This window comes from Nostoc sp. KVJ3, from assembly GCF_026127265.1.
Classification (GTDB): Bacteria; Cyanobacteriota; Cyanobacteriia; order Cyanobacteriales; family Nostocaceae; genus Nostoc.
This window is the reverse complement of record NZ_WWFG01000002.1, coordinates 810,301-831,008: the sequence shown is the minus strand read 5'-3', so window position 1 is coordinate 831,008 and position 20,708 is coordinate 810,301. Positions and strand designations below refer to the sequence as shown.

At 41.8% G+C, this 20,708-nt stretch carries 18 protein-coding genes and 1 pseudogene; 11 read left to right on the top strand and 8 right to left on the bottom strand.

Annotated elements, in window-relative coordinates; genetic code table 11:
• Positions 1-37: 37 nt before the first annotated feature.
• Positions 38-901, top strand: a complete 864-nt coding sequence (locus tag GTQ43_RS19660; protein ID WP_265274446.1) for a lysophospholipid acyltransferase family protein — start codon at positions 38-40, stop codon at positions 899-901.
• A 71-nt stretch (positions 902-972) separates the two neighbouring features.
• Here the strand turns inward: GTQ43_RS19660 and GTQ43_RS19655 are convergent, their stop codons facing one another.
• From GTQ43_RS19655 to acs, 3 genes are all read right to left on the bottom strand, one after another.
• The gene (locus tag GTQ43_RS19655) at positions 973-1,233 is read right to left on the bottom strand and encodes a MoaD/ThiS family protein (RefSeq protein WP_265274445.1); all 261 of its coding nucleotides are present in this window, start codon (positions 1,231-1,233) and stop codon (positions 973-975) included.
• A gap of 577 nt (positions 1,234-1,810) precedes the next feature.
• Entirely contained in the window at positions 1,811-2,488 is a 678-nt protein-coding gene (locus GTQ43_RS19650) for a tetratricopeptide repeat protein (protein ID WP_265274444.1), read from the bottom strand.
• Between the two features lie 104 nt (positions 2,489-2,592).
• Entirely contained in the window at positions 2,593-4,566 is a 1,974-nt protein-coding gene (acs, locus tag GTQ43_RS19645) for an acetate--CoA ligase (RefSeq protein ID WP_265274443.1), read from the bottom strand.
• Positions 4,567-5,012: 446 nt separating this feature from the next.
• On the opposite strand from acs, the gene GTQ43_RS19640 reads away from it, so the two are divergent.
• The 8 genes from GTQ43_RS19640 to GTQ43_RS19605 all read left to right on the top strand — a co-directional run bounded on the left by GTQ43_RS19640 (position 5,013) and on the right by GTQ43_RS19605 (position 12,931).
• A complete protein-coding gene (locus GTQ43_RS19640) occupies positions 5,013-5,657 on the top strand; it encodes a restriction endonuclease subunit R (protein WP_265274442.1) in 645 nt (214 codons plus the stop codon).
• A 22-nt stretch (positions 5,658-5,679) separates the two neighbouring features.
• Positions 5,680-6,408 carry a Uma2 family endonuclease gene (locus tag GTQ43_RS19635; protein ID WP_265274441.1) on the top strand — a complete coding sequence of 243 codons (729 nt, stop codon included), beginning with the start codon at positions 5,680-5,682 and terminating at the stop codon, positions 6,406-6,408.
• A 92-nt stretch (positions 6,409-6,500) separates the two neighbouring features.
• Positions 6,501-7,193 (top strand): hypothetical protein, encoded by a 693-nt coding sequence (locus GTQ43_RS19630; protein WP_265274440.1) that lies wholly within the window; start codon positions 6,501-6,503, stop codon positions 7,191-7,193.
• 67 nt (positions 7,194-7,260) lie between these two features.
• Positions 7,261-7,701 (top strand): hypothetical protein, encoded by a 441-nt coding sequence (locus GTQ43_RS19625; RefSeq protein ID WP_265274439.1) that lies wholly within the window; start codon positions 7,261-7,263, stop codon positions 7,699-7,701.
• A 382-nt stretch (positions 7,702-8,083) separates the two neighbouring features.
• Positions 8,084-8,431: a hypothetical protein gene (locus tag GTQ43_RS19620; RefSeq protein ID WP_265274438.1), complete on the top strand. Its 348-nt coding sequence runs from the start codon at positions 8,084-8,086 to the stop codon at positions 8,429-8,431.
• 31 nt (positions 8,432-8,462) lie between these two features.
• Positions 8,463-10,826 carry a hypothetical protein gene (locus GTQ43_RS19615; RefSeq protein ID WP_265274437.1) on the top strand — a complete coding sequence of 788 codons (2,364 nt, stop codon included), beginning with the start codon at positions 8,463-8,465 and terminating at the stop codon, positions 10,824-10,826.
• A 31-nt stretch (positions 10,827-10,857) separates the two neighbouring features.
• Positions 10,858-11,517 carry a flagellar motor protein MotB gene (locus tag GTQ43_RS19610; protein WP_265274436.1) on the top strand — a complete coding sequence of 220 codons (660 nt, stop codon included), beginning with the start codon at positions 10,858-10,860 and terminating at the stop codon, positions 11,515-11,517.
• Positions 11,518-11,521: 4 nt separating this feature from the next.
• Entirely contained in the window at positions 11,522-12,931 is a 1,410-nt protein-coding gene (locus GTQ43_RS19605; protein ID WP_265274435.1) for an EH signature domain-containing protein, read from the top strand.
• A gap of 6 nt (positions 12,932-12,937) precedes the next feature.
• Here the strand turns inward: GTQ43_RS19605 and GTQ43_RS19600 are convergent, their stop codons facing one another.
• Together GTQ43_RS19600 and GTQ43_RS19595 are read right to left on the bottom strand one after the other, a co-directional pair.
• Positions 12,938-13,243: a type II toxin-antitoxin system RelE/ParE family toxin gene (locus GTQ43_RS19600; protein ID WP_265274434.1), complete on the bottom strand. Its 306-nt coding sequence runs from the start codon at positions 13,241-13,243 to the stop codon at positions 12,938-12,940.
• Complete coding sequence (locus GTQ43_RS19595; RefSeq protein WP_265274433.1) at positions 13,243-13,512, bottom strand: type II toxin-antitoxin system ParD family antitoxin; 270 nt, start codon at positions 13,510-13,512, stop codon at positions 13,243-13,245. Before GTQ43_RS19595 ends, GTQ43_RS19600 begins: the two co-directional genes overlap by 1 nt.
• 271 nt (positions 13,513-13,783) lie before the next feature.
• On the opposite strand from GTQ43_RS19595, the gene GTQ43_RS19590 reads away from it, so the two are divergent.
• The gene (locus tag GTQ43_RS19590; RefSeq protein WP_265274432.1) at positions 13,784-14,506 is read left to right on the top strand and encodes a TerC family protein; all 723 of its coding nucleotides are present in this window, start codon (positions 13,784-13,786) and stop codon (positions 14,504-14,506) included.
• A gap of 80 nt (positions 14,507-14,586) precedes the next feature.
• Here the strand turns inward: GTQ43_RS19590 and ndk are convergent, their stop codons facing one another.
• A complete protein-coding gene (gene ndk, locus GTQ43_RS19585) occupies positions 14,587-15,036 on the bottom strand; it encodes a nucleoside-diphosphate kinase (protein ID WP_094330425.1) in 450 nt (149 codons plus the stop codon).
• A gap of 217 nt (positions 15,037-15,253) precedes the next feature.
• On the opposite strand from ndk, the gene speA reads away from it, so the two are divergent.
• On the top strand, positions 15,254-17,272 hold the full coding sequence (gene speA, locus GTQ43_RS19580; RefSeq protein ID WP_265274431.1) for a biosynthetic arginine decarboxylase: 2,019 nt from the start codon (positions 15,254-15,256) through the stop codon (positions 17,270-17,272).
• 197 nt (positions 17,273-17,469) lie between these two features.
• Here the strand turns inward: speA and GTQ43_RS19575 are convergent, their stop codons facing one another.
• Both GTQ43_RS19575 and GTQ43_RS19570 read right to left on the bottom strand, forming a co-directional pair.
• Positions 17,470-18,639 (bottom strand): NDP-sugar synthase, encoded by a 1,170-nt coding sequence (locus tag GTQ43_RS19575; RefSeq protein WP_265274430.1) that lies wholly within the window; start codon positions 18,637-18,639, stop codon positions 17,470-17,472.
• 393 nt (positions 18,640-19,032) lie between these two features.
• Positions 19,033-20,627: pseudogene (locus GTQ43_RS19570) on the bottom strand (B12-binding domain-containing radical SAM protein).
• Positions 20,628-20,708 lie beyond the last annotated feature (81 nt).

The following is a 20,708-nucleotide window of genomic DNA, read 5'->3' as shown; positions in this document are numbered from 1 at the left end:
CCTTCCCCCGAAGTTCCGATCTTGTTAGAATGCATCGATGTCAAAAAAGCAGCATCTCTTAAACAAAAAATCCGGTTGGTCTTTGGATGAGCGAGATCCAAAGTTCATAGAATCTTTGATGCCTCTGTTGGGCTTGTTCTATCAGTACTATTTCCGAGTTCAAACTAGTGGCTGGGATAATATTCCGCCCCAAGAAAAAGCCCTATTTGTCGGTTCGCATAATGGGGGACTTGCGGCTCCCGATATGGGAATGGTGATGTACGACTGGTTCAGACGATTTGGTGTCGAGCAACCCGTTTATGGTTTAATGCATCCCAAGGCTTGGCAAGTTAGCCAACCACTCGCGCAACTAGCTGCAAAGGCCGGAGCAATCATCGCTCATCCGAAAATGGCTTACACTGCCTTGCACTCTGGTGCTAGTGTGCTAGTCTATCCAGGTGGAGCCGAAGATGTCTTCCGACCGTATCATTTACGTGACAAAATTTACTTTGCAGGGCGGCAAGGATTTATCAAGTTAGCGTTGCGAGAAAATGTACCGATTGTGCCTGTAATTTCCTGGGGCGCTCACGATACGCTGATTGTCTTGGCTGACTGCTACAAAATTGTGCAGCAACTCCATGAGTGGGGAATGCCTTGGCTGTTTGGCATCGATCCCGAAGTTTTTCCCATCTATCTCGGACTCCCTTGGGGATTAGCAATTGGCCCGTTGCCTAACATTCCATTACCCGTGCCCATGTACACGCGGGTTTGTCCGCCGATTGTATTTGAACGCTACGGTCGAGAAGCAGCTAGCGATCGCTATTATGTCAATGAATGTTATGAATTAGTTGTTAGTCAAATGCAGCAAGAGTTAGATAACTTAGTTAAGCTAACTGCTGAATCTAATAGAAAGTGGACATAGGAGTGAAAAACAATAAACACTTCCGAAAAAGAACGTAGAGACGCGATATATCGCGTCTCATAATCATTTTGCTAGCCGCCACTAACTGGTGGAATTAACACTACTTCATCACCATCTTGTAATAGTGTATCTGGTTCGACAAATATTAAATTAATGCCAAAACGGGTAATATCTCGCCATTGAGAGAGTTCGGGGTGTTCAACTATGAGGCGATCGCATACTGCTTTGACTGGCATATTATTGGGAAATTCCAGCACCAATTCCGAAACCCTAAAGGCTTCTTGATAAGCAGCAAACAGTTTGACGGTAACGGTAATTGCAGATTTAGACATACAATGTGCTTTGACAGTACCAGCAAGTAGTTTAATACTTGACAAGCACCCTGAACTCTTGGGCTTTATTATACATTACTAAGTACATGATTTCATCAGTTCATAACAGAAATTGCCCGATTGAGAAGAATTTAGCTTTAGTTAAGCGACTGGGTGATGAATAGAGGTTACAGAGGAAGCGGATTTATCTGTCCAGAAGAAGGAATCTTAGAGGATGAATGAACAAGTCCTCTTCTTGTTAGCAAAACATTCTATATCCCCCTAAATCCCCGATAAATTGGGGGACTTTGACTCCGGTTCCCCCTTTTTTAAGGGTAGCCAGCGCGGTCTTGGGGTCTCCCCAAGTGGAGCGACTGGCGTGGGTTAGGGGGGATCTAAAAGTGTCTAAAGTCACAGCGAAATACTTGTTCATTTATCCTCTTAGAATCATAGAAGTTATGCAGGTATTTAAGTAGTTAAACAAAATTAATTACACAATGTCATTGCGAATGGAGCGTAAAGCCTTCGGCATAGCTTCGCTTAACGCTGTAGCGTCAGTAAGTATTCTTAATCTTTTATCCCCTGAATAATATGATTTTCATGAAACACTAGGATCATTAGCAGTTTTGATTTCTTTCAATATTTGTTCGACTTGGTTAACTTTTTCACTTCTATTCTGTGCTTTAAAAATATTTAAAGCTTTTTCTAGAGAAGTTAGTGCTTCGTCTTTTTTATTTGTTTGCCACAATACCAGTGCAAAATTAGTTAGGGCTTCGCCATAATTAGGATTGATTTCTAGAGCTTTTTTATATTCAGTCATGGCTTCTTCCCAGCGACTTTGGCTAGCGTAAACCATTCCGATCCCATTGTAAGCTAGAGCATATTTTGGTTGGAGGCGAATGGCATCTCGATAGGCGCTAATTGCTTCTTCTGATTTCTTTTGTCGAAAAAGCACATTTCCTAGCTGAAAGCGTCCAAATGCATCGTCTGGAAATTTTTTAATGAACTTGCGTAAATTTGCCTCTGCATTTGTTAAGTCTCCCTGATTAAATAAAGCATTGGCTTGTTGTAGCAGTTGCGATCGCTCTGGCGATCCTGTGTCTAACTGTGCTAATTTTTGTGGTTGTCTCTGTGCATTCTGTTCAGGCGAATGCAGATAAACTTTTCCAGAAACCGCTAATGCTAATGGTGATAAACCAATTACAGCGATCGCACTCAGCGTTATGCCGCTAAAAGATTGAACAAATGCTGATTTCAGTTTGCGCTTTACCTTCATCGCCCTGAATGCCTCAATAATGTTCTTATCTCCATAATAAAATGTGAGTGCGTTAGTAGGGAAACATAACAACTGTGCTACCCTACAAGGTCATTTCAAATTATTTACGTCCCTTCCCGCAATTTATCCAACACACTTCTATCTTCTAATGTCGAAGTATCACCAGATACCTCTTGTCCAGCAGCTAGATTCCGCAATAAGCGCCGCATAATCTTACCCGATCGCGTCTTGGGTAAAGCGTCGGTAAAGCGGATTTCTCCCGGACGGGCGATCGCACCAATTTCTTTAACGACGTGCTGCTTAAGTTCTTTACTCAGTTCCTCACTTCCCTGATAAGTGCCTTCTAAAGTCACAAAAGCAACTACTTCTTCACCTTTGAGTTCATCAGGTTTACCCACTACCGCCGCTTCTGCAACGGCTGGATGCGAAACTAAGGCTGATTCTACTTCCATTGTACCAAGGCGATGTCCTGATACATTCAGTACGTCATCAACACGACCCATTACCCAGAAGTAGCCGTCTTCATCACGTCTAGCACCATCACCAGCAAAGTAAGTATAGTTACCATCTTGGGGCGGAATATGTTCCCAATAGGTGCGGCGGAAGCGTTCTGGATCGCCGTAGACTGTCCGCATCATTCCCGGCCAAGGATGGCGCACCGCCAAATAACCGCCTTCGTTATTGGGTACGGTGTTTCCTTCCAAATCTACGACATCTGCAATAATTCCTGGGAAGGGAAGAGTTGCGGAACCTGGTTTTGTGGGGATTGCTCCTGGTAACGGTGTAATCATGATACCGCCTGTTTCGGTTTGCCACCAAGTATCAACAATTGGACAGCGATCGCCACCAATTACTTTCTGATACCACATCCAAGCTTCGGGGTTAATGGGTTCGCCAACGGTTCCTAGCAAACGCAATGAAGACAGATTTCGCGCATTGGGATGGTGTTCGCCCATCTTAATAAATGCCCGAATTGCTGTAGGTGCAGTATAAAAAATATTAACGCCGTATTTTTCAATTACGTCCCAGAAACAGCCAGGATTAGAAGTACGGGGCGCACCTTCATACATTACCGTAGTTGCACCGTTGGAAAGGGGGCCATATACTATATAGCTGTGTCCCGTAATCCAACCAACATCTGCGGTACACCAATATACATCTGTGTCTTGCAGGTCGAATATCCACTTGGTGGTGATATGGGTATATAAATTATAACCAGCAGTTGTATGCACTACGCCCTTCGGTTTACCCGTGCTACCAGAAGTGTAGAGGACAAACAGCATATCTTCACTATCCATCGGTTCGGCGGGACAATCGGCTGATACTCCTTTTTGTAAATCATGCCACCAATGATCGCGTCCGCCCAACTGCATATAAGTTTCTTGTCCGGTACGCTTGACAACTAAGACGTTTTCGACGCTGGGAACAGCACCATCAGCTAAGGCTTTATCTACCTGTTCTTTGAGAGGAACGATCGCATCTTTGCGCCAACCACCATCAGCTGTGATTACTAATTTAGCTTGAACATCAATTAAGCGATCGCGCAAAGCTTCGGCACTAAAACCACCAAATACCACACTGTGGGGTGCGCCAATTCTGGCACAGGCTAACATTGCGATCGCAGCTTCGGGAATCATTGGCATATAGATTCCAACGCGATCGCCTTTTTGGACACCCAGTTGCTTCAATACATTGGCGAACTGACAAACTTCTCGGTGCAGTTGGGCGTATGTGAGGGTACGGGAATCACCTGGTTCTCCTTCCCAAATCAAGGCTGCTTTATTTTTGCGCCAAGTCGTGAGATGTCTGTCAAGACAGTTGTAAGAAATATTTATCTTACCGCCAACGAACCACTTTGCAAAAGGTGGTTGCCAGTCTAATACTGTATCCCATTTTTGGAACCATTCTAATTCTTTTCCTGCCAAATCTGCCCAAAATTGCTGCGGATCGGCTTTGGCTTGATCATAAAGACGCTGATAGTCGTCCAAGCTTTTGATATGGGCGTTCTGCGAGAATTCACTGGGAGGATGGAAGAGGCGGTTTTCTTGGAGGATTGATTCGATATTTGGTTCAGACATGGTTAGTTATGAGTGCGATCGCTATTATTACTAAAAACTATTTTTAGCCCAGTTGTGCTACACGGTGTTTAGATTTTCGTTAAGCTAGGTGGAAATTGCCGAGTTATTTAGTTTACATTCATTTCCATCTATTAAAAGCAAGCGATCAAAAAATGTAAAGACCTTACATTGCAGTCTATAGGACTCCTATTTGATTATTGAAATACACGTAGGGGAGCCAGTCGTGTGGGCGGGTTTCCCGACTTGAGCGTTAGCGACTATGCGTAGCGTCACTGGCGTTGTGAAAGCGTTGCGTAACGCACCTCCCCCGAAGCTTTTGGTGCGTTACGGCTTACGCCTAACACACCCTACATATATTTAGATTTTTTCAGGAATCAAATCGGATTCCTATATCTAGCGCGAATGTTGCAAAATATAAGTAGTCTTGACAAATAACGCCTGAAACTATGACGCTCACCGTCGAAGCTAGCAGTCTATCTCTCAACGATGTTCATCGTCTTCTTAAATTAGAAGAACTTTCCAATGGTTTATTTACAGATTTCTTAACTCTAGAACCACTCTCTGACTTTGAACAGCAGGATTTATTGCGAATCAGAAACGACTTCCGTCGTTATTTAAGCGCAGGGAAAATTTCTGAAGGCTTGGTTAAATTTTTAACAATTGCACCATTAATGCGATTAGCAGGGTTTTACGATGTGCCGATTCGGTTGACAATGGAAGACAGCATTGCGATCGCAGTTGAAGATGAAGACAGAAGAATTACCGGACGGATGGATATTTTAGCAATCAACAGTCCTCAAAGTAAGATTGCGCCGCCCTTTTGGGTTGTAGTGATTGAAACTAAAAATAGTGCAGTTGAAGTTGGTGAAGGTTTACCTCAATTGCTCACTTATGCTTTTAAAAGTTTAGATCAACAAACATCAGTTTGGGGACTAGCAACTAACGGACTGCGTTATCAATTTATTCATTTAAGACGTGATGAGCAGCCAACTTATCAGTTAATGCCATTATTAAGTTTAAACGAATCTCCAGATGCAATTGAGTTATTGCAAGTTTTCAAAGCCATCTGTAAGTTACCAAATTTTCAGTAAATAGATTGTGGAGCGATCGCGGATGTCTGAACCTGCTACCCTAGAATTGATCTCTAATGGTATTTCAGAAGACGAAGTAATTTTTCCTCCTGGTGATATACTGAGTGACGAACCACCCTTGGAAAGCGATTTACACCGTGACCAAATTGATTTGCTGATTCGCATCCTAAAATTATGGTGGCGAGAAAGGCAAGATTTTTATGCTTCTGGCAATTTGACGGTTTATTATAGTCCTAACCAGAAAAAATCAGAACATTTCCGAGGCCCAGACTTTTTTGTAGTTTTGGGAACCCAGAAAAAAGATCGTAAGAGTTGGGTAGTTTGGCAAGAAGACGGCAAATATCCCAACGTGATTGTAGAAATTTTGTCAAGTTCAACGACAGCAGTTGATAAAGGTTTAAAAAAACAAGTTTATCAAGATACCTTCCGTACACCAGATTATTTCTGGTTTCACCCTGTAACAATGGAACTTCAGGGATTTCATTTAGTTGATGGGAAGTATCAAGAAATCCAAGTAACTACTGATGGACGTTTGTGGAGCCAGCAGTTAGAACTTTATTTGGGAGTATATGAAGGTAAATTAAGATTCTTCACTACTGAAAATCAATTAATATTATCATCAGAGGAACTAGCTGAACAAGAACGTTTACGTGCTGACCAGGCAGAAGAACGTGCCCAACAAGCAGAGCAAAAACTTGCTCGATTGAGGGAAGTATTACGCACACAGGGCATCGACTTAGAGAATATTTAATGACATCAGGAAATTAATTGAGTACATTTTCAAGTTAAAATTTAGTTATAAATGTGTAAAAAAAGCGTTATATTCTGAAAGTAGGGCATCGTTTGCAAGCAACAGAGATTAAGGATAAATTAAAGTCCCTTACCCTGCAAGCTTCCTCGGTAGATCGTGATTTGGCGAGAAGATTAGATGAGATTAATCGTTGGGTAAAGAATATCAAGCCAGGTTCCCTGACTGCAAAACCATTTGTGATTGCATTTCTCTTAGAGGTAATTACGGATTCTACCATTTGGCTGATAATCAAATCCTTACCTTCGGAAGAAGAACAACAAGCAAAATTCGAGTTGATGACACCGATTGAGAGATATTGGTATGGTTATCTATTTCCTAGATGGATTAATGCAAGTGACTCCAAGTTTTATATTTGGAAACAAAAATTGATGTCAGGTGAATTTAATCAGGTTGATGATGATATCATTAAATCAATAGCTCAAGATGTTGTTAGTCGAGAAGGTAGTTTTTGGCAGCGTTATATCGCCGACCTATCGATGGCAACAGACCTAATTGTTAGTAGTCGTAACAATCAACCGCTTTGCATTCAAGTTACTAGTGTCTCTGAAGAACTTAATTACCAAAAGTACCAAGCTTGGCAAAATACACTGCGATCGTGGGATATAGAGAGAGGATTGTTCTTAAGTTACAATCCCAAGGATGCCAATTTTGTCAACCAGTTAGTCAACGTGGCCCTGTATAACAGTGATTACCTTTCTGGTGGCAAATATTTAAAATTTTCGTGAACTTTAAGGAATTTGATATTCCAGATTTGTGTTCAGCCTACATACTTACGTGCTAATTAGAGCTTTTATGGCTAACAAAAGAGAAACTCATTGCAACAATCAAGTGGATACATTTGCTGAAGCTTTAGCAACAGCGCGACAAATGCAGCAAAACTGGCTAACTTACGGAGTTGATTTTGTAAATTTTTACGTTGAAGACGTAGATGGAGACTGGCTAGAAAATTGGGGACATGATGAAATTTTGGGTAATTCTCAATTAGATACTATCAAAGAATTTTTGGTAAGTCATGATAGTGTAGCTGTGAAGGTAAGAGAGCATTTAGGCGAGCGATCGCTATTTGATTTTGCAGTAAACTTAGAAGAATCTTGGAGAATTTCTGAACCTAATGACAGGTTAGCTGCGGTGAAAAATATGTTAGCTGGTGAAGAAAATAGTATTGATACAGATGATATTAGGTTATTGGATTTAGTAAACAGTCTGCTAGTAAAGTTGGCAGAGATTTTGTGAGATTTTGAGTTGCGTAGTGGTAGAGTAAACTATGAACTTAATGACACACCTTGAATAATTCGATTGGTAGTTTTGCGTAAAATTGTGGCGAATTGAGGGCGGAAATTGAAACGCAGAGGGACGCAAAGGTAAGCGCAGAGGTACGCGGAGAATTTGCTACTTCTGTAGCTGTATGGTGTGTTACGGCTTCCGTAACGCACCATTTCAGGTTTTCGATGCTTTATGCTAACGCGATAACACACTCTACATTTTTTCAACGCGCAAAGAGCAGTTTTGTATCAAAAATTACTTTTATCAATATAGTTTTACTAAAAAAAGTTAAATAAATTTTTATTCTGGGAACTATAGACCTATTGAAGCTTAGGCAAGTAGGTCAAAAGCATTGATTAGTGAAACTGCAAAAATATTGTACCCCTCGGTAGAGAAATTAGTTAAAGAAATTGTGGCGGTTAACCACGCTTGGAAAGTGGCTTGTGAATTATTTGGACAAGATTCACCCCTATCTATTTCTTCACGGGATTTGAAAACCTGTTTGCAGGTGCGTTTATTACGAAGCTATGCACCAGAACAGGTTTATCTAATTGAGGACAAAAACGCAGAGGGTGAGCCACTTTACAGCTTACGTCTCCAAAAACCTATAGGAGGCCGCCTCGATGCAGAACATCTCCCAATGCGGGTAGCTGAAGAAGTCCTTGCGGATAAAGAATTACAGCAATTTAAAAAGATATAACCAAGATAAACAAGAGGGGTGCAGCGTCGAAATGGCAAAAGTTTGGGACATTATTTGGCATAACGAACCTTTTCATTGGGCAATTGCTTTTGTGTTAATAGTCGCAACTATTATCGAGCTTTACACATTATGGCAATATTGGCTCTCAGAGTGTGGCACAACTGAAGCCTCTATTAAATTTTTGAGTAATTTGAAAAATGGTAAAAATGTAAAGATTTTAGATAAAATTCGCCCTTGGTTAAAAGAGCATTTAAAAACCGATGATTTAAACAGAATTAAGCAACAATTCCAACAGGATAGTAATTTTATACTTATAAAGTATCCATCTGTCTTAGCCCGCCCAATACCTCGTAGTTCCCTACGTTTTGTAACAACTTTGTGTACTGCTATTGGACTTTTAGGAACCTTTTATGGTATACAACAGGGACTCCAAGGAATCAATTTATCTACAGAAAATCCTAAAGAACTGATGACTGCCAGTAAAGAGCTATTGGTGGGAATGAAAACAGCTTTCTCTACTTCCATGATGGGGCTTGGTTCTGGTAGTGTATTCACCTTAGTTTTGTTTGTATGTGATTCGGGACGGCAGAAACGGCGTGATAGTTTACGGCATAAACTCAATGCGATCGCTACTTTGAAAACAACAGATAATAGCAATGGCGATCTAGTTGAAGCATTTATCCGTGTAGGAAATAAGTTGTCAGGGTTAAACCAACCGAGTGCTGAAGCCATCGGTCAAGCCGTAGGTAGGAGTATTGCAGAACAAAATGCCAACCGCGAAGTAGCCGAAGCACTTAGTCTCGTAGCAAAAAACCTAACCGGACTAAAACAACTAAATGCAGAAGCCATTGGACAAGCTGTAGGTAGCAGTATTGCTGAACAATTTGCAGGTTTAAATCAGTTGTCAGCCCAAACTATTGGCCTAGCCGTGCGTCAGCAGATATTTCCAGCTTTAGAAGCGATTTTTAAAGAGCAGAAACAACTCCGAGAACTCCAAGAAAATCAGGGACAGAGAGTTTTAGAAGAACTCATCAAGGATATGCGAGTTCAGGTACTTGAACCGATTGCAGATAGACTCGATAAAAGTGCAGAGTTAACACAGCAAGCTTCCACCGCAGTGCTAACACTGCATAGAGAATTAGGTAGTATCTCTAAAAATTTGGCAAGTTCCATCTTGACAATTGAGAACTTTCAAAAAGAAACTTTGGTAGAACTTAAAGGATTTGCTAATAATTTGGGAGACATCCTCAATCAATTCCAGACAGATACAAGAGGTGTTTTACAAGAAACAGGACAGGAAATTAATCGAGCCGTAGTTCACAGTATCGAAGGAATGACAGCCCAGCAAAGTGCTTTTGAAGCCAGCGCAGTCCAAGCTGCTACCACCTTCCGAGGAATTCGAGAAGAGCTGCAAATAGCACTACAAGAACGCGCACTAGTAGAACAAAAGATGCTTGAAGGATTTGCTAACAATATGGGGCAAACTTTGAGTCAATTCCAAACTGAAACTACGGGAGTTATACAACAAACAGCCCACGAAATTAATCGAGGTGTAGTTCACAGTATCGAAGGAATGACAGCCCAGCGAAGTGCTTTTGAAGCCAGTGCAGTGCAAGCTGCCGCTACCTTCCGAGGAATTCGAGAAGAACTGCAAACAGCGCTACAAGAACGCGCAGCAGTAGAAAAAGAGATGCTTCAAGCTACTCGGACTGGAATTATCCATATTCTCACCCAAGCAAATAGAACCTTCCATGAGCAAACTAATACTCTAAAAACAGTGGGCGATCAAGCTTCTGGATTGATGAATGATGCGAAGGATAATCTTTTGGCTACTTTAGGAAATATTGATGTAAAACTTACAGCAACTCGCCAAACAGTAGAAGATGATCTAACCAGATTCCAGCAAGAATATCAAGCGAATTTACAAATGTTCTTTGAAGAACAAAACAGTTTACTTGAGGGGACGCTAGGCAACCAAAGGAATGGATTATCTGAGGTTGTGAACAATCTTGATAAGGTCTTCCGAGAGGAATTTGAAAGACGTAGTAAATTGACTCAAGAAGTAGACGAAAGTATGACTAAAATTCAGAAATCTGTCGAAGAAATTAACAAGTTAGTTTGTGCGGCTGGATTAAACGATGCACACCGACTAATTCAACTAGAAAAGCTTGCTAGCGGTATTGCCCAGCAAGTGCAAATAGTTGACAACTCATACATAAATTTGAATCAAAAATTTGACCTTAGTCTTCAGTCTTGGCAGAGTCATCTTGAAGGCTCTATGCAAAGGACTGTTAACTTACAGGAAAGCTTTTTCAAACAAGCAGATACTTCTATGGCTAGAGTTTGTGGAGATTTGCTTAAAACAGCAGAAGTGCTGGTAGCAGCAAGCAAATAAGAAATACTAAATTACCAATGGAGTAATTACAATGGCTGATTTTATCAGCGACGAATTTGTGGATACAGAAATTCCCGATGATGATTCTAGTATCTATTTGTCTATTGCCGATATGATGTCTAGTTTACTAATGTTTTTTGCTTTGCTATTTATCACTGTACTACTCCAGCTTGCAGAAAAAGATGCACCAAAACGAGTAGTAATTGGTAATGTCGTCGGACAAATGAAAAGCAACAATATTAATGTCAAAGTTAACCCAGAAACTGGGGATGTAAGTATCCAAGAATCAATTCTTTTTGCAAAGGGAAGTACCGAGCTTAAACCAGACGGTAAAGCCTTTCTACGCCGCTTTATTCCCGTTTACAGTGGGGTGATTTTCTCAAAACCAGAATTTGAGCAGGAAATTAGCCGCGTAGTTATAGAAGGTCACACTAGCTCAGATGGAGACGATAAAACTAATTTACAATTAAGCTTGTTGCGATCGGCATCAGTTTACAAATACATTTTCTATGATATGAACTTCCCTACAAAAGCACCTTTAAGCCAGAAAATATTAGCTGCTGGTCGTGGAGAAATTGAATCTGACAAAACACGTGATAACCCAAGCGATCGCAAGGTAGTTTTCCGCTTTCAGTTTCGCAGTGATGAGTTAAAAAAAGATATCGTCAAAACCTCTCTGGAAAGGAGCTAAAACATTGAATTCTCAGTTTTCCATTCCTTCCGTACCTGAAACTCCCCAGTGTAGTCCTAATCAACTTATTCAACTTGCAAGTAAGTTACCAGATGCAACAATATCAATACCAAGTGTTGATAAAGTATTGGAAGCAATTGAACAGGGTAAAGCCGATCAACTAAGTAAGTTGGACTGGATTTACTGCATCTATGCTAAAGCACAGTGGGATCAGCAAAATATTGACCGATCTAGGAAAACATCAGCAGCCATTTGGAAGGTAGCAATTTATAACTCATGGTTGCAACATCAGCTATTATGGCGTTTAGCTCTTTATTATGGTGATTGGCAAGAACAGGTGTTAGCATACTCTTTAGCTGAATCTTTTGATATCTTTGCTAATTCTGACTTAGTTAGTCACCTACTACCAGTTCAAATTATTCGAGCGTTTCGCAGTACAAAAGCAGGTATAGAATTAGCGAAAATTGCTTGTGAACAGCGTATTAATCGAACTGAATTACTAAATAAAATCAAAGAATATTTACCTATTTGGATTCCATTATTCAGCAAATTCATAGAAGATATAACCCCCTATTTTACTACAATTCGCTCTCCAAATCAGCAGCAAGTAAGATGGCTGTTAAGTTGTTTGGATGAAATCTCAGAGAGTCAGCAAATAAAAGCTGTTAATCATTTGCTAACTAATGTTTCCAATGATATAGCAAACAATCATTCTTTACTGGTTGATTGGTTGAGACATAACTATAGAAATGGTGAAAATTGGTATAAACTTTCAGATCCAGCAAGGCAAAGACTTCGAGAGTGGATTGGAGGTATCAATTATGGTGATTTCCAAAAGTTAGTAAATCTAATATTGAACAAGCTCGATTTACCAGACTTCGAGGCAAATCGGCTATGTAGTCGCAGGGACTTTTGGACTAATTACAGTAACCGCTTTGAACGGCTTCGCATCTTGTTACCCAAGACATCACAAATTGCCATAGGGTATCAAATCCAAGATGATGTTGATCTGTTAGAGGATGATGGTAGCGACCCGACAGAAGTCTGTATATTTGATTTTGGTGAGTGGTTTGTAGTCGAATTCTTTCGTGGAAGAGGTGGTGAGACGCGTCTGTTTCCTAAAAATTCCAAAAATCAGCAAATCCTTTTTAGTGAATCAACACTTTCAGTCAAACGTATTCGCTGTCTAGGTGGCGATAAGCACGATCATATCTTTCTTTGGCAGGTATTTTCCCGCATCTGGCTTGCAAATAATGGAATTTTGCCTAATCCAAATACCCACCCTTCCAGAAACCCTACAACATCTGAATTACAAGACCGAGAAAATAGGCTTGAGCGGTGGAAAGGAGAAATTGAATATCTAGAACGGGAAGCTAAAGCCTACTGTAAGAAGATTTGTTTTTTAATAGAGTGAAAATTATTAACTTAAATCATCATCTAAAAACAGCGTCTCTAAATCGCGGTAGCCACTTACTATCCGCACAACTTCAATCCCCTCTGCAATTGGGCGATAAAATATCAAATAATCATCAACTGGAAAGCTACGCAACGCAAGTAAAAGCTCATCCCGTCTACGTCCCATACTGGGAAACTGTGCTAAAATATCAAACTTTTGAGTGATGATTGTGAGAAATCTATCTGCAATATCTGGATTTCCAGCAAACAGGTAATCGTTAATTTCTTGTAAGTCTTGGTTAGCTTGAGGCGATAGAAAATATAAACTCATTATTGCCCCTGAGTCTTTCTCAAAGCTTGGTTCTTTTGACGCAGTTGCTCGATTACTTCTCTACCGTCGAGTCGTTCTCCGCGATCGAGTTGCTCAACCCCGATCGCAATTTCTCTTTGCAGTTCCTCAAACCGACCCTTGTAAATACGTTCCCGTTCCTCCAACAGCTTAATACCTGCAAGAATCACTTCCTCATTTGAGTTGTACTTCCCGCTTGCAACCTGACTTTGAATGAACTGCTCAAGCTCGTTTGTTAAGGAAATATTCATAAATTCTTACCATATTTTTGTTCTGATATTCTAATTCTAGATGTGAACTGACAGCAGTCCATTGCGATCGCATTCACTAAATGTTTAACCCTTGGCTGTATTGACTTATACGCCAATTACCCCACTCGCCCTGCGATCGCATCCATTAAACCCCCTTCAAAATGCACCACAACCACGTTAAGCTGGATTAGAGTAGCAATTTATTGCGCTTTTTAACATGAAAACCTCTGTTCTTGTCAAATTTTAATTTTTTCTGCTTGAGAAACCCGGAATGCTAGACCAAATTTTTAATTACCTCGACTTTCATTTCAGCGTTGAAGCCCCAATAGTTCTGCTGATTCTGGTGCTTTTAGAGGCGCTGTTATCTGCCGATAATGCCATCGCTCTCGCTGCGATCGCAAGGGGGTTGGAAGACAAGGAACTAGAGCGTAAAGCCCTCAACTTTGGTTTAGTCGTTGCTTATGTGCTGCGAATCACCCTGATTCTCACAGCCACTTGGGTACAACAATTCTGGCAATTTGAATTATTGGGCGCTGCTTATCTGCTGTGGTTGGTATTTCAACACTTTACCTCTCAAGAAAGTGAAGGCGATCACCATCACGGGCCGCGTTTTAATTCCTTGTTGCAAGCGATACCTGTGATTGCATTTACAGATTTAGCATTTTCTTTGGATAGCGTGACAACTGCGATCGCAGTTTCCCAAGAAAAATGGCTAGTGCTGACAGGTGCAACAATTGGGATTATTACTCTGCGATTCATGGCAGGATTGTTTATCCGTTGGCTAGACGAATATGAAAACCTAGAAGACGCAGGGTATGTAACTGTAGCGTTAGTGGGCTTGCGGCTGTTGTTGAAAGTGGTGAACGATAGTTTAGTTCCACCAGAATGGATCATGATTGCTGCCATCTTCCTGATTTTAGGCTGGGGATTTTCTAAGCGTGCTGACACTGAAGTGCCGGAGTTAGAACCAGAAAAGAGCGAAGTCTCAAAATAAAAAGGGAATGGGGAATGGGGGAGAAATAACCAATGCTCAATGCCCAATGCCCAATGCCCAATTCCCCAGTCCCTAATGTTTTACTCGTGCAACCAAGGGGTTATGTGTGGTTGCCAATTGACTAATTCTTCATCTTTAAACCATAGGGCGATTTCATGTTTCGCAGTTTCTGGAGCATCAGAACCGTGGATTAAGTTGCGACCAATATTGATGCCGAAATCACCGCGAATCGTTCCTGGCTCGGATGTTAAGGGGTTCGTAGCACCAATAATCTTTCTGGCAGATGCAACAACGCCATCACCTTCCCATACCATCGCCACTACTGGGCTAGAAGTGATAAATTCCACTAGACTAGCAAAAAATGGACGTTGCCGGTGAACACCATAGTGCTGTTCAGCCAGTTCCTTACTGACTTTCAAGAACTTTAAACCAACCAGGGTAAAACCTTTAGTTTCAAAACGACGGATAATTTCCCCCACTAATCCCCGTTGTACTCCATCTGGCTTAATTGCTAAAAATGTACGTTCCATTGCCATCTCCCAAAGCTTAATAAAGTTTTTATTTTGTCATTTGTCCTTTGTGCAAGGGTTTTGCACTAATGCTCAATGCTCAATGCCCAATTCCCAATTCTCAATGACTCTTGACCAATCAGAGTTTATCTTAGAAATTATCTTTGGGTACATATACGTTCCCAAATGAATGCGTTAAATTGTTAAGTCGTGGGCGAAAAACAGAGGTTAGGAAGAAATGGGTGTTGAGTCAACTGCTACATCTGACGAGGTGGTACCAGTACTGTCCAATGGACAAAAATCTGAAGTGAAAAATCATAAACAAAAGAAACTTTTACCACCTAGTACTACCACAGGAACTTTACCTCGCTCCTGGAAAATTGAGGATAGCGAAGAATTATACCGCATTGAAGGTTGGGGACAACCCTATTTTTCCATTAGCGCTGCTGGTCACGTCACCGTGTCACCCAAGGGCGATCGCGGTGGTTCTCTTGACTTGTTTGAATTGGTTAACTCCATGAAACAGCGCAACTTGGGACTTCCGATGTTGATTCGCTTTTCGGATATTTTGGAAGACCGAATTGAGCGGTTGAATGCTTGTTTTGCCAAAGCGATCGCCCGCTACAACTACCCTGGTGTATACCGGGGTGTGTTTCCTGTCAAATGCAACCAAGAACGGCATTTGATTGAAGATTTAGTCAAGTTTGGCAAACCCCATCAATTTGGTTTAGAAGCTGGTTCCAAGCCAGAATTAATGATTGCTCTGGCTGTCCTCGATACACCAGGAGCATTGTTAATTTGCAACGGCTACAAAGACCGAGAATACATCGAAACGGCAATGTTAGCCCAAAGACTAGGACAAACACCAGTCATCGTCTTAGAACAGATTGAAGAGGTTGATTTGGTAATTGATGCCAATCGTCAGTTAGGTATTAAGCCGATATTAGGTGTTCGTGCTAAACTCAGTACCCAAGGTATGGGACGTTGGGGAGCCTCTAGTGGCGATCGCGCTAAATTTGGTTTGACAATGCCGGAAGTCATTGAGGCTGTAGATAAATTACGAGAAGCAAACTTGCTCGATTCTTTGCAGTTGATGCACTTCCACATCGGCTCACAAATCTCTGCCATCAATGTGATTAAAGATGCCATTCAAGAAGCCAGCCGCATTTATGTGGAATTGGCCATGCTGGGGGCAGATATGAAATACCTTGATGTTGGTGGCGGCTTGGGCGTAGATTATGATGGCTCCCAAACCAACTTCTATGCATCGAAAAATTACAACATGCAAAACTATGCCAACGACATAGTAGCAGAGTTAAAAGATACCTGTGCAGAGCGGCAAATTACCGTACCAACACTGATTAGTGAAAGTGGAAGAGCGATCGCTTCCCATCAGTCGGTGCTGATTTTTGATGTTCTTAGTACCAGCGATGTCCCTCTTGATTCACCAGAACCTCCACAAGACGGAGAATCCCCAATTATTAATTATCTTTGGGAAAGCTACCAATCTATTAACCAAGAGAATTACCAAGAGTTATATCACGACGCGGCTCAATTCAAAGAAGAAGCCATCAGCCGCTTCAACTTAGGAATTTTACGCCTCAGAGAACGAGCTAAAGCCGAACGGCTCTACTGGGCTTGTTGCCAGAAAATTTTGAACATTACCAGACAGCAAGAATACGTACCCGATGAACTCGAAGACCTTGAGAAAATCATGGCTTCCATCTACTACGTTAATATGTCAGTGTTTCAATCAGCACCAGATTGTTGGGCGATCGATCAGCTATTCCCCATCATGCCAATTCACCGTTTGGATGAAGAACCCATCCGGCGAGGAATTTTAGCAGACCTTACCTGCGACAGTGATGGTAAAATCGACCGCTTTATTGACCTGCGCGATGTCAAATCGGTTTTAGAACTACACACCTACAAGCCTGGAGAACCCTATTATTTAGGGATGTTCTTGAATGGAGCTTACCAAGAAATCATGGGCAATTTGCACAACCTATTTGGCGATACCAACGCCGTTCACATTCAATTAACGCCTAAAGGCTACCAAATTGAACACGTTGTCAAAGGTGACACCATGAGCGAAGTCGTAAGCTACGTCCAGTACGACTCCGAAGACATGGTAGAAAACATCCGCCAGCGTTGTGAGAAAGCACTAGAAGAGAAGCGCATCACCCTAGCAGAATCTCAGCGATTACTACAAACCTATGAGCAGAGTCTCCAAAGATATACGTATCTAAATAGTTAGATTGGGAATTGGGGACTGGGAATTGGGGACTGGGGATTGGGAATTGGGGACTGGGGACTGGGAATTGGGGATTGGGAATTGGGAATTGGGAATTGGGTATTAGTTCTTTATTCTTTCTCCCCTGCTCCCCCTTCTCCCCCTGCTCCCCCTGCTCCCTCATCTCCCCCTTCTGCCTCATCCCCCTCATTCCCTATTCCCTAATTCACATTTGTCCCCAGCAATTCCTCTATGGCTTGTCGTTCAACAGGGGTATGTGATGGTGGTGTCTGACGGGCATCGGTAATCAACCAATCTAAAGCAGCAGCTTGAACATCGATCGCAGCGCCAGTTTTATCTACACAATAACGTCCAAACACTAGCTTATCGACTAACCGGACTCCTGGCCCCAGGCGCGACCATTCAAAAATCACGCTGTTTTCGACTGTTGCACCACTACATATCCAACAATTGGGGCCAATCATCGCTGGGCCGACAATTTTCGCTCCATCTTCAATTCTCGTCATCCCGCCAATGTAAACTGGGCCTGTGATATCTACTTTGTCCCAATTGACAGAAACATTTAAGCCAGTATAGATACCAGGGGCGACTTCATGACCAGGGATTTGGACATTCTTAATTTCACCCAGCAATACACCACGAATCGCTCGCCAATAGTCTGGTACTTTCCCAATATCTACCCATTCAAAGTCCATAGGGATGGCGTAGAAGGGAGCTTTTATTTCTACCAATTTGGGAAACAATTGGCTACCAATGTCATATTCTACACCAGAGGGGATATAGTTAAAAACTTCTGGCTCAAAAATGTAAATACCTGTATTGATGTTGGTGCTGAGAGCTTCTTCAGTTGCAGGTTTTTCTTGGAAAGCTTTAACACGCCCCTCTTCATCAGTAACTACCACACCGTAGCTAGAAACTTCTTCCTTGGGGACAGATTTTGTAATAATAGTAGCGATCGCTCCTTTGGATTTATGCCACTTCACTGCGGCAGTTAAATCCAGGTCAATCAAAGCATCACCGCACAACACCACAAAGGTATCATCAAAAAAGGGTGAGAAATCTTGAATGCGTCGCATCCCTCCAGCTGAACCGATTGCTTCGCCCACTAGTTTCCCGTCGTCATCAATTTTGCCTTCAAAGGAATAGGCAATCTGCACCCCAAACCGTTGACCATCACGAAAATAGTTTTCTATTTCCTCAGCCAAATGACTAACGTTGACCAGAATCTGGTCAAATCCGTGTTGGCGTAATAGTTCCAGCAAAAACTCCATCACTGGCTTTTGCAGAATGGGCATCATTGGTTTAGGCATAGTGTACGTAATTGGACGCACGCGAGTCCCCTTACCAGCCGCGAGAATCATCGCCTTCATAAAAATTTATTCCTCAACCACAAGCCAGTTTACTTTTATCGAGTGATACTTAATCATCAGTTTTTATTTCTGCTCTAAGTCATCCCCAACAGGGATAACAGGAATTTAGGGTTTATTACAACCATCGATGTACTTAGATGACAAGCGATCGCTTATCTTTTCAGGGTAACTGAAAGTTTCAACATTTTAAAACCCCTCATTTGTAAAGGGTTAATGCATCTTAGCTAAAACAGCAATTCATCTACTGAAAAAATATAATGTAATTGCTCATAGACATATACGGGATTCAGAATCCCGAAGATGCAAGAATCCCACGGCTTTGTGTGAAGATGAGCGTAGCGAAATCTTCACAACCGTGGGAATGTCAATATTACCTATGAAGCGTTACCACCCTTAACTAACTACCGCCTCCGCTTTTTCCTTCACCAGCACATAAGGCTGTTCTACACCTTGTGCTAAATATTCAGCTAGCTGACTTTCAATTTGATCGCGTACTATTTGGCGATATTCTAGAAAATGCTCGTTGTGAGCGCAAGCAGAAATGTAATGCTCAATAACTCCAGGGTTGTGCTTAAGAATGCTAAACAAATGATGCCAGAACTTCCAACGGGTTTCTCGTTTGATTCCTTGTCGCCAAATCACAATCAGCAGTGCTTTCACAACTATCCACTCTGGTATTTTCGCTGGTGCTTTCCAACTCGGCAAACCCATCATCAAAAAGCAGCGATAGGTGCGATCCAAGTAATTTACTGGGTCGTATAAGGTACAAAATGCCTCAATATATTCTCTAGCAAGTTCTTCTAGGGACGGGTGGGAAGGAAGTTCATCAATGTTGTTTGATTGATGTTGGCAATATTGGAATTTTGATTTTCCCGCAGTCGTCCTTCCTTTTTCAGACGATGCCAAAGCGCGGTGTTAGGTAACGCTTGCAACATGGCAAAGGTAGTAGAGGGAATAGCCGCTTGTTCAGCAAAGCGGACAATGCGATCGCCAGCACCTGCTTTTTCGCCATCAAAGCCGATAATAAACCCAGCCATTGGGCGCAATCCCGCTTTGGTAATGGTTTGCACTGCCTCAGTTAGAGAACTGCGAGTATTCTGAAACTTCTTGGTCATTTGCAAACTATCCTCATCCGGTGTTTCGATTCCCAAAAACACCGCTGAGAAACCGCACTCAACCATCAACTCCAACATTTCTGCGTCTTGTGCCAAGTCAACTGAAGCTTCCGTGTCAAATCGGAAGGGATATTTATGTTCTGCCATCCAGACTTTTAACTCTTTTAGCAACAATTTCACATTTCGCTTGTTGCCAATAAAGTTATCATCTACCATGAATACACCCCGCCGCCAACCTAATTCATAGAGGTAATCTAACTCTGCCAATAGTTGTGCTGGGGCTTTGGTGCGTGGTTTGCGCCCGTAGAGAACAATAATGTCGCAAAATTCGCACTGGAAAGGACACCCGCGCGAAAACTGCACCGACATCATGTCATAAGCATTCAATTCTAATAAATCAAAGCGGGGTATTGGTGTACTTGTGACATCAGGTTTTTCTGTGGCGCGGAAAGTGCCAGATGTGTCTCCCCGTTGAATTGCCTCAATAAACATCGGCAGCGTGATTTCCCCTTCATCCAGAATCAGAAAATCTGCGCCCACATTTTCAACTTCGTGCGGTACAGAGGTAGGATAAGGGCCACCAACTGCGACTAGCTTGCCACGTTTTTTTGCTTCCTGAATTTGGTCAAGCAAATCTTGTTTCTGGACAATCATTGCGGAGAGAATGACTACATCAGCCCATGCCCATTCTGCTTCTGTTGCTGGACGAATGTTGCGATCGACTAGCTTGAATTCCCATTCTTGGGGCAGAATTGCGGCTACTGTTACTAAACCTAGAGGTGGTAATAAAACCTTGCGATTAACTAACTCCAAGATTTTTTCATAAGACCAAAAGGTTTTGGGAAATATCGGATACACTAACAAGATTCGCATGTAGTATCAATCCTCACACTTTGATTGTTATCCCACTCTAACGAAAATAAAGGGTTATTTACTTTTTATAATCACAAAATT

What these genes read in the sequence shown, in the direction of transcription:
- ndk (WP_094330425.1), bottom strand. Translation starts at nt 15,036, where the DNA reads ATGGAACGTACATTTTTAGCAATTAAGCCAGATGGAGTACAACGGGGA.
- acs (WP_265274443.1), bottom strand. Translation starts at nt 4,566, where the DNA reads ATGTCTGAACCAAATATCGAATCAATCCTCCAAGAAAACCGCCTCTTC.
- speA (WP_265274431.1), top strand. Translation starts at nt 15,254, where the DNA reads ATGGGTGTTGAGTCAACTGCTACATCTGACGAGGTGGTACCAGTACTG.
- GTQ43_RS19650 (WP_265274444.1), bottom strand. Translation starts at nt 2,488, where the DNA reads ATGAAGGTAAAGCGCAAACTGAAATCAGCATTTGTTCAATCTTTTAGC.
- GTQ43_RS19640 (WP_265274442.1), top strand. Translation starts at nt 5,013, where the DNA reads ATGACGCTCACCGTCGAAGCTAGCAGTCTATCTCTCAACGATGTTCAT.
- GTQ43_RS19590 (WP_265274432.1), top strand. Translation starts at nt 13,784, where the DNA reads ATGCTAGACCAAATTTTTAATTACCTCGACTTTCATTTCAGCGTTGAA.
- GTQ43_RS19595 (WP_265274433.1), bottom strand. Translation starts at nt 13,512, where the DNA reads ATGAATATTTCCTTAACAAACGAGCTTGAGCAGTTCATTCAAAGTCAG.
- GTQ43_RS19615 (WP_265274437.1), top strand. Translation starts at nt 8,463, where the DNA reads ATGGCAAAAGTTTGGGACATTATTTGGCATAACGAACCTTTTCATTGG.
- GTQ43_RS19575 (WP_265274430.1), bottom strand. Translation starts at nt 18,639, where the DNA reads ATGAAGGCGATGATTCTCGCGGCTGGTAAGGGGACTCGCGTGCGTCCA.
- GTQ43_RS19635 (WP_265274441.1), top strand. Translation starts at nt 5,680, where the DNA reads ATGTCTGAACCTGCTACCCTAGAATTGATCTCTAATGGTATTTCAGAA.
- GTQ43_RS19610 (WP_265274436.1), top strand. Translation starts at nt 10,858, where the DNA reads ATGGCTGATTTTATCAGCGACGAATTTGTGGATACAGAAATTCCCGAT.
- GTQ43_RS19655 (WP_265274445.1), bottom strand. Translation starts at nt 1,233, where the DNA reads ATGTCTAAATCTGCAATTACCGTTACCGTCAAACTGTTTGCTGCTTAT.
- GTQ43_RS19600 (WP_265274434.1), bottom strand. Translation starts at nt 13,243, where the DNA reads ATGAGTTTATATTTTCTATCGCCTCAAGCTAACCAAGACTTACAAGAA.
- GTQ43_RS19625 (WP_265274439.1), top strand. Translation starts at nt 7,261, where the DNA reads ATGGCTAACAAAAGAGAAACTCATTGCAACAATCAAGTGGATACATTT.
- GTQ43_RS19660 (WP_265274446.1), top strand. Translation starts at nt 38, where the DNA reads ATGTCAAAAAAGCAGCATCTCTTAAACAAAAAATCCGGTTGGTCTTTG.